Origin of the sequence: Pseudomonas sp. SD17-1, assembly GCF_029201585.1 — a bacterium.
Classification (GTDB): Bacteria; Pseudomonadota; Gammaproteobacteria; order Pseudomonadales; family Pseudomonadaceae; genus Aquipseudomonas; species Aquipseudomonas palmensis.
Window position 1 is genome coordinate 4062140 of sequence record NZ_CP104044.1, and the last position, 15873, is coordinate 4078012.

Consider the following 15873-nt stretch of genomic DNA (forward strand, 5'->3'; position numbering starts at 1 on the left):
GAAGGGGCCAGCGCTGACAACATTCTGCTAACCTCGCCCCCCCTCACCCAGCACCCGCACAAGGAACCCACCCGTGCCCGGCAATCTTCTCGCCCTGGCGCTCGCCGTCACCCTGGCCTGGCCCGCAAGTGCCAGCGCAGCGCCTGCCCCAGGTCTGGACCAGGACAACGACCTCGCCCTGCTGAGCGACAGCTTCTGGCGCCAGGCGACGCCCACCGACCTGGACACGTGGCTGGCCCCGCGCAGCCAACCCGGCGAGTATCCACCCGGTGTGGTCACCCGCAATACCACGGCCTTTCACCTCGCACTCGAAAACAACGCCTCGCTGGCCATGCTGCAACACCTGCGTGCCGCGCTACCGGCCATGGTCGGGCTCGGCGACTACCCCGAATCGCTACTGTCCACGGCCATCAAGCACAACCACCCCACTGCCACCATCGAATGGCTGCTGGCCCAGGGCGCGCCGGTGGAAGCCGGCGACTACCACAACCCACGCCCGCTGCTGCTGGCCATCGCCCAGGGCGCCGATGCCTCGCTGATCGACGCCTTGGTCAAGGCCGGCGCCGACACCTCCTACTTCACGCGCAGCGACAGCAACATGGACGCCTTCGACGCCGCAGTGCTGACCGAGCACAGCGCCACGCGCCGGGCCGTCGCCCGCCATCTGCCACTGCCCGAGACCGGCAGCGAAACCATGGAAGCGATCCTGGTCGAGCTTTCGCGCCAGGGTCGCGACGGACCCGACGCCCCGCACGTGAGCTACGACATCCTCAGCGTGCTGCTCGAGCGCGGCATGAGCAGCACCGGCACCTACTGCGACCCGCACAAACCCTACTGCCTGGCCGACGACAGGAGCGACCTGATGGACCTGGCCATCCGTATCGAGGACCCGCAACTGGTCGACTACCTGCTCGGCAAGGGTCTGAAGGCCCGCTAGCACACTTTTTTGCCCCAGCGCAGGTGCAGGGCACGCGCAAGCGATTAGAGTTATCCGCACAGCGCCATCAAGAGCGCGGCCATTGACCTGATTGTCCGATATGAGGAACCACCATGACCCTGACCAATACGCAGGCACGCTACGGCAGCCTGTCGATCGCCCTGCACTGGCTGATGCTGATTCTGCTGGCGGTGGTATACGCCTGCATCGAACTGCGCGGCATCTTCCCCAAGGACAGCGCCGAGCGCGACCTGATGAAAAGCCTGCACTTCATGCTCGGCCTGAGCGTGTTCGTGCTGGTATGGCTGCGCCTGATCCTGAAGGTCACCCACCCCACCCCGCGCATCGAACCCAAGCCGCCGGCCTGGCAGACGGGTCTTGCGCACCTGATGCACTGGGCGCTGTACGCCCTGATGATCGGCCTGCCGCTGGCCGGCTGGGTGATCCTCAGCGCGGCTGGCAAGCCGATCCCGTTCTTCGGCCTGGAGTTGCCCGCCCTGGTAGCACCGGACACCGACCTGGCCAAGTTCGTCAAGGGCTGGCACGAGTGGTTCGGCGCACTGGGCTACTGGCTGATCGGCCTGCACGCACTGGCCGGCCTCTACCATCACTACGTGGTCCGCGATAACACCCTGCTGCGCATGCTGCCGCAAAAAGGTGACTGACTAGGCGAACCCGCGGCGGCCCTGCAAGCCGCCGGTGTGAACGAAGATCAGCCGCGTGCCGGCCACGAACGCGCCAGCCAGCACACGCTCCTGCAGGGCCAACAACGCCTTGCCGGTGTACAGCGGTTCCAGTGGCAGGCCCGATTCGGCCTCGCTGGCCTGGATGAATGCCAGCAAGGCCGGGTCGACCTTGGCAAAGCCGCCCCGGCTGGCGTCGTGCAGGCGGTAAGTGCCCGGCGCCAGCACCTCGACCTCGCATTCCACCCCGTGCCCCGGCGGCACGGCCAGAGCGCCGTGCACCGGGTGGGCGCCCGCTTCGGCCTGGGCCAGCCCCACCAGCGTGGTACCGCTGCCCACCGCCAGCCACCAGGCGTCGTAATCGGCCCAGCCCACGGCCGCCAGCTGCGCCCGCGCCTGGGTCACGATCTGTGCGCAGCCTTCGGTGCCCAGTGGCCCCGCGCCGCCTTCGGGCACGCAATGCCATGCCGGGTAGAGGGCTTGCCAGGGCTGCCAGAAATCCGCCTGATGCCGCGCCCTGTAACCGGCGTACCCCAGCCAGTGCAGATGCATGCCCAGTGCTTGCAGGTCGTGCACGGTGGGGTTGCTGTGCGGGTGCCCACGCAACAGCCCGGCCGTGGCAAAGCCGAAGCGCTTGCCGGCCGCCGCCAGGGCATGCAGGTGGTTGGAATAGGCGCCGCCCAGGCTGATCACCCCCGGGGCACCACGGGCATGGGCAAGGCGCAGGTGCCCCTGCAGCTTGAACCATTTGTTGCCGCTGATCAGCGGGTCGATGAGGTCCAGACGCAGCACTGCCACCTCGACCCCGGCGCGCGCCAGCCAGCCTAGGGCCAGCGGTTGCAGGGGTGCCAGTGGCAGGTCATCGAAAGCGGCAGACATCGAACAGGCTCGGCAGAACGGGAGCGCGCAGTCTACCAGCGCACCCCCGCCACCGCTTTACAGCTCGGCCGCCAGGCGTGAACCCTGGTTGATCGCGCGCTTGGCGTCCAGCTCGGCGGCGACGTCCGCGCCGCCGATCAGGTGTACCGACTGCCCGGCGGCCAGCAGGCCATCCTGCAGCTCGCGCAGCGGGTCCTGGCCGGCGCAGATCACCACGTTGTCCACCGCCAGTACCTGCGGCTCGCCTTCGGCGATACGGATATGCAGGCCGGCGTCGTCGATCTTCAGGTAGTCGACGCTGTTGAGCATCTGCACCCGCTTGTTCTTCAGGCCTGTGCGGTGGATCCAGCCGGTGGTCTTGCCCAGCCCGTCGCCAACCTTGGTCTTCTTGCGCTGCAACAGGTACACCTGGCGCGCCGGAGCATGGGGCTCGGCCTGGATGCCCGCCACGCCGCCGCGCGCTTCGAGCCGGGTGTCGATGCCCCACTCCCTCCAGAACGCCTCGCGGTCCTGGCTGGTGGCAACGCCCTGGTGCACCAGGAACTCCGACACATCGAAGCCGATGCCGCCGGCACCGATCACCGCGACCTTCTGCCCCACCGGCTTGCGCGCCAGCAGCACGTCCAGGTAGCTCAGCACCTTGGCGTGATCGATACCGTCGATGGCCGGCAGGCGAGGCGCGATGCCGGTCGCAAGGATGATCTCGTCGTAGCCGCCCTCCACCAGTTGCTCGACATTGACGCGGGTGTTCAGACACAGCTCCACGCCGGTGGTCTGCAGCTTGCGCTTGAAGTAGCGCAGGGTCTCGAAGAACTCCTCCTTGCCCGGCACGCGCTTGGCCACGTTGAACTGCCCGCCGATCTCGCTGGCCGAGTCGAACAGGGTCACCTGGTGGCCACGCTCGGCGGCCACGGTAGCGGCGGCCAGGCCGGCCGGGCCGGCGCCGACCACGGCAATGCGCTTGGGCTGGGCCACCGGCAGGTAGTTGAGTTCGGTTTCATGGCAGGCCCGCGGGTTGACCAGGCAACTGGTCAGCTTGCCGCCGAAGGTGTGGTCCAGGCAGGCCTGGTTGCAGCCGATGCAGGTGTTGATCTCGTCGCCGCGCCCGGCGGCGGCCTTGTTGACGAAGTCCGGGTCGGCCAGGAACGGGCGTGCCATCGACACCATGTCGGCGTCGCCTTCGGCAAGGATCTGCTCGGCGACTTCCGGGGTGTTGATGCGGTTGGTGGTGATCAGCGGGATCTGCACCGCGCCGCGCAACTTGGCGGTGACCTTGCTGAACGCGGCACGCGGCACCTTGGTGGCGATGGTCGGGATACGCGCCTCGTGCCAACCGATGCCGGTGTTGATCAGCGTGGCGCCCGCCTGCTCGATGGCCTGGGCCAGCTGCACGATCTCCTGCCAGTTGCTGCCGCCTTCCACCAGGTCGAGCATCGACAGGCGGAAGATGATGATGAAGTTCGGGCCGACCGCTTCGCGCACCCGGCGCACGATCTCCACGGCCAGGCGCATGCGGTTCTCGTAGCTGCCCCCCCAGCGGTCGGTGCGATGGTTGGTGTGGGCGGCCAGGAACTGGTTGATGAAGTAGCCTTCGGACCCCATGATCTCGACGCCGTCGTACTCGGCGCTCTGGGCCAGCGTGGCGCAGGTGACGAAGTCCTGGATCTGCTTCTCGATGCCCTCTTCGTCCAGCTCGCGGGGCTTGAACGGGTTGATCGGCGCCTGGATCGCGCTGGGGGCCACCTGCTTGGGGCTGTAGGCGTAGCGCCCGGCGTGGAGGATCTGCATGCAGATCTTGCCGCCGGCCTCGTGCACCGCCTGGGTAACGATACGGTGCTTCTGCGCTTCTTCGGCCGTTGTCAGCTTGGCCGCGCCGGAGTACACCCCGCCCTCTTCGTTGGGCCCGATGCCGCCGGTGACCATCAGGCCGACGCCACCACGGGCGCGCTCGGCAAAGTACGCCGCCATGCGCTCGAAACCGCCGGGTTTCTCCTCCAGGCCGGTGTGCATCGAGCCCATCAGGGTGCGGTTGCGCAGGGTGGTGAAGCCCAGGTCCAGCGGGGCAAGCAGGTGCGGGTATTGAGCGGCGGTCATGGTGAACTCCACAGCGAACTGATCACGGAATGCGGGCGCCTCGCTGCGTGCAGCGGGGCCCGTCGGTTATCTGTGAGGGACAGTAATGCGCCTGGAAGTGAGGCTCAATGACCGAAAGTTACAAGTTAATGACCGTAACTGACAGTGCGTGAGGCGCTGGCCTGTTCACGGATGCAGGCAGCGTTCGGCCAGTTGCCGAGCCTGATCGTGGGTGATGCCGGTGTTTTGCTGCAGGGCGAGCGGGTGATCGCCCGCGTCCACGAACACCAGCGGGCGGTCGCCCAGGGCCTGGGTCTGCAGCGTAGCCTTGAGGTTGAGGGTCGAAACCTCATAGGGGAACTCGCTTTGCACACGTGCCGCATAAGGTGGTTCGCGCTCGCGACCTGGGGTTTCCCACAGTTCGCTGGTGCGGTAGAAATCCGCCTCGCTGACCGTCACCCAGGTCAGCCACACGAACGGCTCGGGTGAGCCGATGATCGGGATTTCCAGGCGCCCGAGCACGAAGTGGTGGGTGTCATCGATGATGCACTGATCGCTGGACAGTGGCGCACGCTGCTCGCGCTCTGCCTGCGGCAGGTCATACCAGGCGGCAGGGGCTGGCGCGCCGAAGGTGGTGGGCAGCTCGTCGTGATACTCGCCACAGGTGGCGCAATGGAAGCCTTGCATGGTGGGTACTCCTTGACACTTAAGGCCGGATCAAGCCGCGCGGCGCGCAAACGGCAGCGTCATGTTACAGGCCCAGCAGTGCCTTGAGCGCAGGCATTACCCACTGGGGGTGATCCTCGTGCGGCGAATGCCCGGTAAAGGGGATGTTCAGCAGTTGCGCATTCGCCACCCGATCGGCCAGCTCGCAGGCGTTGGCCCGCGTTACCAGGCGGTCTTGATCGCCATGAATCACCAGCAAATCGGCGGTGATGCCGCACACCGTTTCATTCGGGTAGCCCTGCTCGCCTGAATCCAGCCACAGCTCGCGCAACGCCACGGCCAGGCGGTCGAAATCGGGTTCGGGGTTCAACTGCAGGTAGCGCTCGTAGCTGTGCGGGAACAGCTCACGCCAGCGCGCGCCGGTCACGCGGCTGTACATGCCGCGCACGGGATCATCCGCTTTCAGTTGCCAGTGGGCACCGATCGTCACCAGTTTGTCGATGCCAGCACTCCCGGCAGCCGCGATGCGCAGCGCTGCAATGCCGCCATCGCTGTGGCCGACGAGGCTGAAGCGCTCAAGCCCCAACTGCCGGGCAACCGCCTCCACATCCAGTTGCAAGCGCTGGTAGGTCAGCGGCAGGTGCCCCAGGGTCGATTTGCCCTGGCCGCGGCTGTCGATGCCGATCAGGCGATAACGTTCGGCCAGGGCTGGCGTGATGGCATTGAAGGTTTCGATGTCGCCAAAGCCACCGTGCAGAAAAACCAGTGCCGGGCCCTGTGGGTTGCCTTGCTGTTCACAATAGAGGCGTGCCCCGGCAACTTCGACGTACTGGCCGTCCTGGTGAGTGAATGTAGTCATTTGAGGGTCCCTTGTTTGTGTCGCGGTGGCAATTGTCGGCGGCAGTTTAATGCGTTGCGCCTTCGACGCGGTACCCCCGATGCCCTCATTGCCAGGTATGAAGTCCTTTGCTTAACGCATCGTCCTGTCATTGATCGGAAAAACACAACCCTTACTCTGCCCCCAAAGGGTCAGTACGAAAATAGCGACAATCATGAGTGCCCCGCCATAGGTTGCAGTCAACATGATGAATGACAGCTTTTTATGCTCAAACTTGAAAGCCATCGCCCACATTTCAAACATGCCAGAAAAAGTATTCATGTTGATGCCTTTTTTCTTGCAGCATTGGTTTGCGTAAATCACCGCAACCGCCATGAGCAGACCACAAAAAACAAACAAAAAAATGCGAAAAAACTGGATCATGCTACACATTTATAATGGCATACCCTAAACAATATATAAACTTTCAGTACGCCCAAGCTCGCCCACCAAGATAGAACATTGACCATAAAGCGAACTGCGTTACATCACCGCATGGCACTGCTGAAATATGGCCCACCCACCAAACCAGCCATCAACTACAAAGCACAGACTTAAAGCACAGTTCTTCGGCGCCAAACACGCATCAGCAAAAGCACTTGCCGAGCCAAACTTCAGCTCTTGTTTCCCCTTCCACTCACCCTAAGTGAACCACTACATCAAGCGCACACCCCTGAGATCGCGCGTAAAACACCAGAGAAGCTAGCCCGACTCCTGCGGCTGCTCCGCCGTAAACAGTTGTAAGGACCACACACGAAAGCATCTTATTTTTAAATGAAAAAGCATGCCTATAAATCTCAAAAAGCCCTGCTAAGGTATTCATATTTATGCCATTACGCTTGCAGTAAGAATTCGCATAAAAAACCGTTAAAAAAACCACCCCAAACAAAAACCAGAAATTGTTTCTATCAATAAAGCCATCCAAAAACACACAATACACCCTCAATCCTTCAGTGGAATTATTACAGTGAGGAATAGAGGTGCGCCCCAGCAACTTCGACGTACTGGCCGTCCTGATAAGTGAATGTCGTCATCTAAGGGTCCCTTGTTAATGTCGCAGTGGCGGTTGTCGGCGGCAGTTTAACGCGTTGCGCCTTCGACGCGGTACCTTCGCCTAAACCTGATCAGGATCATGCGCCCTCGGCAACTACCTAAGCCCCTACCTACACTCCGCCTTTCATCAACTCGATTGCTTACCGCATTGATCTATAATTAAGTTTAAAGTCGCACCCATGGCTCTGCCCCCATACTGTCAACGCAAGAATAACGATACCTATAGCTGCCCCCCATAGGCCGCAGTCAGCAGGAGGATGGACAGCTTCCTGCTCTCAAACTTAAAAACCTTGCCCCACACCTCTAACATACCTGAGAACGTATTCATGTTGATGCCATTTTTTACTGTACGAGCTTGCATACAACACAGCAGAAACCAACAAAACCCAACAAATAACAAACAAAAGAATCCGAACGAACTGTATTACGTCGCACATAACCTACTACCTAAAAAAACGTAACACCTGGACCGGCAGGAGCTTTAACTTCAGGGCCACCCCATAAACATAAAGCTCGGACTGGTTGAGGGTTGCCTAAAACACCCCTGAATCAACGCCATTCCTACTCCCACACCTACGTTGACTCCTTTGCATCAGGATCAGAAACCTCCAAACCACATGATGGCTTCCGATCCATATGTTTAACGCATTGATCTGTCATTGATTGGAAAAATGCACCCCTGGCTCTGCCCCCACAAAGTTAACACGAGAATAATGACTGCTACGCACAGCCCCCCAAAGGCGGCTGTCAGCATCAATATCGACAGTTTTTTGTTTTCAAACCTGAAGACCATGCCCCACATTTCAAAAAGGCCTGAAAAGGTATTCATATTGATACCTTTTTTCTTGCAACAATGATTGGCATAAATGACGGATGCCGCCACAAACACCCCACCGAGGACAAATAAAAAAATACGGAAGAACTGCAATACATCACACATAAACCACCTAGAACAATGGAATTGAAACAGCGGGGCTGGCAGGCGTCTTGATCTCAGGCCCCACTCCTGCCCCGAAACCTACATACAGTTCTGGCCACGTCGAGGTCTGCGTGACATCAATCTGGATGATACCTAGCGCTACCCCAACTCCCGCTGCCGCCGGCAACGACTTCGAGTCAGGATCAGAGAATTTGAAACCGCAACTAGCAGTCGCACGAGCACCTACACTCATAACGGGTATAGCCACCTGCCCCGCCGCACCGGTTTTTTCGTTTGCACTCATACCGAACGAGACGCCCGTGCCTACCGCAGCAGTAGCAGAAGCCCTACACTCCCCCGTCATAATAGGTTTGGCCGGCGGCGGCGCCATCGCCCGGGAAACCTCATCCGGTGTCGCACCATTCTGCAACATCCAACTTCCCAGTGAAGCGCGCTCCGCGACGCCTGGCATGTTCAGGTCGAACAGCCCCAACGGGTCAGCCCGCATAACAGGCTTGTTGCTCACATAGCTGTACACGTTCAACCCACCCAGCATCCCGATCGGGTCTCTCGACACATAGCGCGCCATGCGGGGTTCGTAGTAACGGAATCGGTTGTAATGCAGCCCCGTTTCAGGGTCGTGGTATTGCCCCTGAAAACGAATCGGATTGCCCACGCCATGCTGCGCGGCCCACGACGAGCGCTCTTCACGAACCTCACCCCACACCTTGTACTGCCCCGTCCAGGCAACATTGCCGTTGTGGTCGGTGATTTCCATTGGTGTGCCCAGGTGGTCGCAGTGGTACCAGGCAATGACGTCGAACGCTGGCGCAGTGGGCAGTGTCTGCCAGAGTGGGTCCTGGTCGATGTCGTATTGACGGCCCTGCCAGTCGGGTTGCCTGAGCAGGCGTATCGAGCGCTTGTGCAACGCTTGAGCCACCGGCACGAAGCGGCCCGGTTCGTAGAGGTAGTGAACGGTACGGCCTGTGTCGCCCTCGTCGAGGGGCAATGCGCTTTCCCAGGCCAGGGTTTCGCCGTCCCATCCGTACAGCGTGAAACCGCAGTGCAGCTCGCGCTGACGCTTGCTGCGCTGCATTGCATTCCAGCCGGTGCCGGCCTCGGGCTTGTCCTTGTAATGGGCGACGGCATGCTTGTGCAACCGCCGACCAAGGGCGTCATAGCTGTATTCCACACTGAGCCTGTCGTCGCTGTAGCGCACCAGGCGATTGAACAAGTCCCAGCTGAAGTGGGCAGGCACCCCGTTGTGCAAGCGTTGCACAAGGTTACCGCGCTCGTCATACGTGTAGCGGCTGCCCGCGTATTCGCGCAGCACGTTGTCCATCACCTTGTGGGAGCTGGCATCGTTATCCAGCGGGCGATGCAGTTGCCGCGCCTTGTCCGTCAGGTTGCCGGCCGGGTCGAAGGCAAAGGTTTCTTCACCCAGGCGGCTGTTGGCCTGCAGCAGGCGGCCTAGCGGATCGTACTGGTAGGCCAGGTGACCACGACGGGTATCGAGGATGTCTGTCAGTTGACCGGTCGGGTCGTATTGATACTCGCGCTTGCACAGAATGGATTGGCCGTCATGACTGGTGAGCAACTGTTCTTGCGGACGCCCTAGCGCGTCCCATACCTGCGTTTGCGTCAGTTTGTTGCCCTGATGGCGGGCGACTTCGCGATGCAGATCGTCGCGCTCATAAGCCAGTATTTCGTGCTGGTCAAGTCGCATGTCCAAGAGATGGCCGCTGCCGTAAGTCAGCCAGCTGACCTTGTGGCCATCCGGGCGCGTGGTGGCGATTCGCTGGTTGAGTGCGTCGTACTCGTGCAGCCACACCGCTACCATCGGCGTACCCGTTGCCAGGTAATGCTGGTGCTCACGGGTCAGGTTGCCCGCGTCGTCATAGAACCATTGCAGTGTGCTGGAGTCGTTGATCGCCTGCAGCACCTTGCCATTGCCGTCGTAGGCAAAGCGCTCTGTTTGGCGCTGATCGCCAAGGTGCGCTGTGCGCTCGATCAACCGACCCATGCGGTCGTGCTGCAAATCGATGCGGCGCTGCCCCACCTGGCTGCTCGCCAGGCGCCCAGTGCAGGGGTCGTACCGATAACGGACGGTCACACCATCGAAGCCGGTTTCTGCCACTCGACGTCCCATGGCATCGTACTGGTAAAACGCGCACTTCTCGTTCTGGTTCTCCAGGCTGAGCAACCGCCCCAGCCTGTCCCACTGGTAGCGCAACGTGTGCTCCTTCGCATCCACCCGTTCAGCCAACAGACCGGCAGCCGTATAGGACCAGGTAGTACAGCGATCCAGCGCATCCAGGTGCGCGAGCAAGCGCCCTTCGGCGTCACGCTCGAAGCGCTCTTCGGTTTTGTCTGGATGAATCACCTTGGCCAACTGCCCCGCCTTGTATTCGTACTGCGTCTTGTCGCCCGCCGCATTGGCGGTTTCCACCAGTTGCCCGAATTCGTTGTAGTGCCACTGGCTGGTCTTGCCCGAACAGTCGGTGTATTCGAGCATCTGCCCGGCCTCGTTGTACCCGAGTTTTTTCTCGTTGCCGTGAGCATCCTTGATTGCCTTGACCTGGCCTGTGGCGGTGTAGACAAACTCGGTCTTGTTGCCCAGCGGGTCGACCGTCTCTACCAGGTTGCCGCGCTCGTCGTAGTCCCGTCGCCACAGCCCACCTTCAGCATCCCGAACCTTGATCAGCTGATCATCGTCGCTGTACGCGTAATGCACCACGCTATGGTCGGCACGAATGTGTTGCAGCCGGTTGCTTCGCTCGTCGTAGGCAAAACGATCCTGGCTGCCGTCGGCATGAAGGTGGCGAATCAGGTTCTTGCGCTGGTCGCGAAACAGCCACTCCGAGCGCCCATCCGGGTACTCGATACGATAGGTGTAGCCCTGCGCATCGTAATAGTGACGGGTCTGCTGGCCATACGCGTCAGTCACCGTTGTCAGGCGAATGTGTTCATCCCAGGTGAGACGAGTCTCGAAGCTGCTGTCGTCTGCCCATTCGTGCACGGCCCTGGCGCGAGGGCCGCTGCCGTCCCAGCGCAAGTTGAGACCACGACCGGTACGGTCGGTATAGCGCGTGATCAGGTGGTGCTGGTACGCGTACTGCCAGGCAGCGCCATGCTCGTCCTGGGCGGTTACCAGGTCGCCAAGCCGGTCGTGGTGATAAGCGCAGAGCTGGCGCAGCGGCTTGCCATCGACCACCTGCCAGAGCCCCTGGATACGGCCATGCCCGTCAAGCACGGTGCCGAGTTGCAGGTGTACCTTGGCAGGGTCATTCTCCTGGTAGGTGTTGATGTCCGAGAGTACCGGGCGCCCCTGATGACGGTGCTCGTAATGCAGCGTGGCTCCTGCGCCACTGCGCAGCACGATATGCGTGAGGAGGAAGCGCCCCCCTGCCCGCTCATAGGTTTCCTTGCGCCCCAGCCCGCGCATGAGAATCAGCTGACTGTCGGTGGTGCGCACCAGGGCGTTGTACTCCACCGGGTCATAGTGCGACATACCGATCTTGGGCAGCGGGTAGGCATGGCTGCGGCCATCCACGTCGTGGAACAGCACGCCGTCATCCAGCATATCGATGCACGTGGTGAATTCGGTGATCCAGCGTGCGCCCAGGTTGGCGCTGTCTAGGGCATCGAGGCGCGAATGATAGGTACGCGTCCACACGATCGGAAACGGCCCCGGCAGGCTGAAGTCGGTGTGCTGAAGCGTCTCGCTACCCGAGGCGAAGTTGATGCGGTTGCACGTGCTGGTGGGCGCGCCATTCTTGCACTGGTTGGCCTCCAGGCTCGCCGGGCTCTGCATCTTCTGCGTTTCGACCTTACCGTCGGCAGCCTGGTGCTGGGCCATGCTGATGGCTGCGGTCTTGACGTTGGCCACCACAACCTGGGGGTTGCGCGTGCGCCATTGCTCTACGCTGCTGGCCAGCTTCATGCGCAGGCCTTCAATGGAGCAAGGGCGGCCGGGATCGGAAAGTTCAAGGATTTCAGCACGCACCTTTGGCGCCAGTTCCCGCAGGCGCGCAATCTGCGCCAGTAGGCCAGCTTTGCCCTCGTCCCCCAGTGCAACGCTCACAGCAGCACTGGTCATGCCTTTGCCGGCCGCCTTGTAGGCATCAAAGGCTGCCCGGAGATAGTTGTCGATGCTCGCCGTCGGGTCGTGGACAAGCCGGCTTCCAGCTGGCGCCGAGACCGGGCTGGCCACATCCACAGCAGTGCCGGCAACCAAAGCACCGAGGCCTGAGGCGATGTCGAGAATGATCTGTTCGCCCAGAATTGCTGCCTGGGCCAACGCCTCCTTGAGATTGCCCTGGGACTGCTCGACGAAGTCATCCAGGCTACCGACGATGTCAGCATTCAAGTGGCCCGCCATCAGCTCTATCAGCGCATCACCCAGCGCCCGCTTGCCCTCCTGGCGCACGATGAACAGCATCGGGCGCAAGGCCATGCGTGCTGCGGTCATGCTCGCAGGGGAAGCCACCATACCAATCAGGTTGAGCCCGAAGCTCGCGCAATCAAAGGGCTCAGGTACGTTGCTGCGCGCCAGCGCGACAACATCACCCAGCGCGTCGACCAAGGCAATGATATTGCCTGCCATGGGCACACTGCCGGCGACACCGCTGATGCGCTCGAGGGTGGCAAAACTGGCACTGACCTCACGTAGCCAGGCATCGAAGACCACGGCGCCACGACCAACGTCCTCTATCTGGATTTCGCGAAGCGGGGTGATGGCTACCTGCGAGGCGCGGGAGTGGTCGTCGCAAGCGTAGGTATGTTCAGTCATGAGATCAGTTCACCTGGCAGCAAATCGGTAACAGTGTTCAGGCTGTGAGCCTTGAGTTCAGCCAGCTTGGGTACTGGCAACCTTGGCAGGCCGGCCAGGCCCGCCGCACTCAGCGCCGCCGAGGCGGCAGGCAGCGTAGAACCGACGGCACTGGAAGCGCTGACCCGCTGTGCCAGCCCACCCATGCCGCCCTGCATTGCGCCCCGCATCTGCTGCATACCTTGGAGCGCGCTTTGGCCGGTGTTGAGCAAGTCACTGCCGGCCTTTGCTGCATGCATGCCCTTGCCGGCGAGTTGCTTGGCCTCTTCGATCAGGCTGCCGCCAACATCAGGCTTGAGCTTGTCGAGCATCGCACCGAGCATCGACGGCGTGCCCTCTTCAAGGGCCGACAGGCTCGGCCAGGGCAGGCCCTTGGTAAAACTGCCAAGGCTCCAGGTGTTGACCGTATCGAGACCAAACCTGACCCACGCCGGCCCCGGTGCCACCCCCGACACGGCATTGAACCCCTGGCCATCGAGGCTGCCCTTGAGCACCGTGCCCAGTGCATCGGTCACTTCGTAATCGCCGGCCTGGATGCCCTTGGCATTGGCGTACAGGTTGAACAGCTCCAGGTTGCCCTTGCCCGGCTTGGGCGGCTCGGGGAAGGTCCCGGCCAGGCTCTTGGGCGCTGTGTGTGCAAACGTCGACGCGTGCGCGGTATACGGCCCGGTGGTCACGTGGGTGATGCCACTGGCGTTGTAGGTGGTGGCACTGCCGCCGCCCTGCACCACCAGTTCGGTCTTGGCTGTCAGCGTGATGCGATCGGCATTGGCAGTGATGTCGAGCTTGGCCAGCAGGTTGATGCTGTCCTTCAGGGCCCGGAAGTCGATATCTCCTGATACGGCGATCAGCCGCCAGCCCATGTTCTGCACGAACAACCGCATGCCCTGGCTGGCACTGGCCAACAGCCGCTTGCCGATCGACAGACTCGTATGCCCGGTGCTGCTCAACGCCAGGTGTTCACCGGTCGCGACATGCGTCGAGCGCGGCGTGGTCAGGGCGATGCCCGCCGGGCTGGCCAGCACCAGGTGCGGTTCGCTGAACTCGGGAAACTCGTTGGCGCCCTGGTTGGTCGGGCCGCTGCCGACGATGCCCTGGTGCTGCGCATGCAGGGCCTTGGCCACCTCGTCCTGGTCGCCCGCCTCCTGCGCCTGTACCTCGCGCGCCTGCTGGCCAAAGCCGTCCTGCTGCTCGCTGGCGGTGGCCAGGCGTTCGGCGGTTTCGGGCAGGTCCTTGTGGTGCTTGGCTTCGTGATGCCGGGGCTCGGTGGTCAGCAGCAGGCCCGCCGCTGCGCGCACGGCGCCATGCCGATCGGTACGCAGCTCGAAACCCTCACCGCGCGGCTGGCCGCCCGAGGGGCGTGGATGGGTCAGGTAGCCCAGGTTGATCGCGCTGGCGCCGTGGTCGCTGCGCAACGCGATGCTGATCTCGCTGGTGGTGTCGTCGATGCGCAGCTCGTTGCTGCGGCTGCCCTTGTATTCCTTGCTCTTGACCGTGGCCAGGGTCTTGAAATCGGGCAGCCGGTACGGCGGCAGGTTGGCGCCGTGATACAGGCAACCGGTGATCAGCGGCTGGTCGGGGTCGCCTTCCAGAAAGGTGATCAGCACCTCCATGCCGATACGCGGCAGCGAGATGGCGCCGAAGCTGCTCTGGCTGGCCCAGTTGGAGGCCACGCGCATCCAGCAGGTGGTCTTGTCGTCCGACTGGCCTTCGCGGTCCCAGAAGAACTGCACCTTGACCCGGCCGTACTCGTCGCAATAGATCTCTTCGCCTTCCGGGCCGGTCACTACAGCACGTTGCGCACCCAGCACTTTGGGCTTGGGATGCCTCAGCGGCGGTCGATACGGCACCTCCCACGGCGTGGCGCAGAAGCGGTTGCGATAGCCCTGGTGGAAGTCGTCCTTGAGGTCGGTGACGTCGCTGCTGATCACCTCCTCGAGCACCTGCGGCTGCTTGCCTTCGTGGATGATTTCGGTGAGCAGCCACAGGTCGTTCCAGGCCGGGTTGGCATGCTCGGTCAGGCTCAGAAAATGCCCGCTGACCAGGCTCGGCTGGTCGCTGCGGCCCTCGACCAGGCGGTAGTCGCTGCGGTGGCGCTCCAGGGCGCGGGTGGCCAGGTGCTTGCCGCGCGCGCGGTCGCTGAAGCGCGCCGGGTAGTCGTAGTCTTCCAGGTCCGGCGCAGCACCGCTGTCGGCGTCGCTTTCGAGCTGGATGCGCGGTTTGGTGAAGTCGTAGTCGCGCCGCGTGGTGCGGCTGGTGCGCGTGGCCAGGCGCAGGCCGAAGCGCTTGATCACCGGCACGTCGGCCACCAGCCCGGTGTCCTGCTGGTAGGCCACCGGGGCCAGCGTGGGGAATACGGTCTGGTCGTCGCCGAACACCAGCGCATGGCCCTGCGGGCTGTGCTGGAAGTGGTAGTGGATGCCCTCCTCCTCGCACAGGCGCTGGATGAAGTGCAGGTCGGACTCATCGTACTGCACGCAGTACACCCGCTCGGGGTACACCGCGCCGAGCACGAAGCGGTGGTCGCTGGCGAGGATGCCGTGCTCTTCGAGCACCTGGGCGATGATCTGCGGCACCGTCTTGTGCTGGAAGATGCGCTGGTTGATGCGGTGCGCCAGGTACGCCAGCTGCGGGCGCAGCACCAGCCGGTAGCGCGACAGGCGCCGCCCGGCTTCGCCCTGCGCGGCGCTGTAGACCAGCCCGTGAATGCCGCTGCCGCTGGGCGACAGCTGCAGGAAGGCGAGCGTGTGCAGGAGGGATTCGAGGTTCAGCGACGCCCGTTCACTGACCAGCTCCAGTTCGAATTCGAACGGCTGGCTGAGCGCTTCGCGCCCGCTGAACGACAGCACCTGAAAGTCGCTGTCGACCCCGTCCAGGGTCAGGGTGAAATGGGGCTGGTTGGCCGCTGAGAACATCCGATGTTCCTCCCGCTGCAAAAACTGGGGTGACAGGCTG

Annotated in this window: 10 protein-coding genes; 2 read left to right on the plus strand and 8 right to left on the minus strand. The window is 62.5% G+C overall.

Features of this window, described 5'->3' with window-relative positions; genetic code table 11:
- Nucleotides 1-73: 73 nt before the first annotated feature.
- Nucleotides 74-937 (plus strand): hypothetical protein, encoded by an 864-nt coding sequence (locus N0B28_RS18370; protein ID WP_123752323.1) that lies wholly within the window; start codon nt 74-76, stop codon nt 935-937.
- Nucleotides 938-1050: 113 nt separating this feature from the next.
- On the plus strand, nt 1051-1602 hold the full coding sequence (gene cybB / locus N0B28_RS18375; RefSeq protein ID WP_058541353.1) for a cytochrome b561: 552 nt from the start codon (nt 1051-1053) through the stop codon (nt 1600-1602).
- Here the strand turns inward: cybB and N0B28_RS18380 are convergent, their stop codons facing one another.
- The 8 genes from N0B28_RS18380 to tssI all read right to left on the minus strand — a co-directional run bounded on the left by N0B28_RS18380 (nt 1603) and on the right by tssI (nt 15833).
- On the minus strand, nt 1603-2499 hold the full coding sequence (locus tag N0B28_RS18380; RefSeq protein ID WP_275727971.1) for a pyridoxal-phosphate dependent enzyme: 897 nt from the start codon (nt 2497-2499) through the stop codon (nt 1603-1605). It lies immediately after the preceding gene.
- Between the two features lie 57 nt (nt 2500-2556).
- Nucleotides 2557-4593 (minus strand): NADPH-dependent 2,4-dienoyl-CoA reductase, encoded by a 2037-nt coding sequence (locus N0B28_RS18385; RefSeq protein WP_054916686.1) that lies wholly within the window; start codon nt 4591-4593, stop codon nt 2557-2559.
- 165 nt (nt 4594-4758) lie between these two features.
- The gene (locus N0B28_RS18390; RefSeq protein ID WP_116055079.1) at nt 4759-5259 is read right to left on the minus strand and encodes a DUF2199 domain-containing protein; all 501 of its coding nucleotides are present in this window, start codon (nt 5257-5259) and stop codon (nt 4759-4761) included.
- Nucleotides 5260-5323: 64 nt separating this feature from the next.
- Nucleotides 5324-6097 carry an alpha/beta hydrolase gene (locus N0B28_RS18395; protein WP_116055081.1) on the minus strand — a complete coding sequence of 258 codons (774 nt, stop codon included), beginning with the start codon at nt 6095-6097 and terminating at the stop codon, nt 5324-5326.
- A 111-nt stretch (nt 6098-6208) separates the two neighbouring features.
- A complete protein-coding gene (locus N0B28_RS18400; protein WP_275727974.1) occupies nt 6209-6499 on the minus strand; it encodes a hypothetical protein in 291 nt (96 codons plus the stop codon).
- Nucleotides 6500-7808: 1309 nt separating this feature from the next.
- Entirely contained in the window at nt 7809-8108 is a 300-nt protein-coding gene (locus N0B28_RS18405; RefSeq protein WP_146095030.1) for a hypothetical protein, read from the minus strand.
- Between the two features lie 7 nt (nt 8109-8115).
- Nucleotides 8116-12879, minus strand: a complete 4764-nt coding sequence (locus N0B28_RS18410) for an RHS repeat-associated core domain-containing protein (protein ID WP_275727977.1) — start codon at nt 12877-12879, stop codon at nt 8116-8118.
- Complete coding sequence (gene tssI / locus N0B28_RS18415) at nt 12876-15833, minus strand: type VI secretion system tip protein TssI/VgrG (protein ID WP_275727980.1); 2958 nt, start codon at nt 15831-15833, stop codon at nt 12876-12878. The genes N0B28_RS18410 and tssI overlap by 4 nt, the downstream gene beginning before the upstream one ends.
- Nucleotides 15834-15873 lie beyond the last annotated feature (40 nt).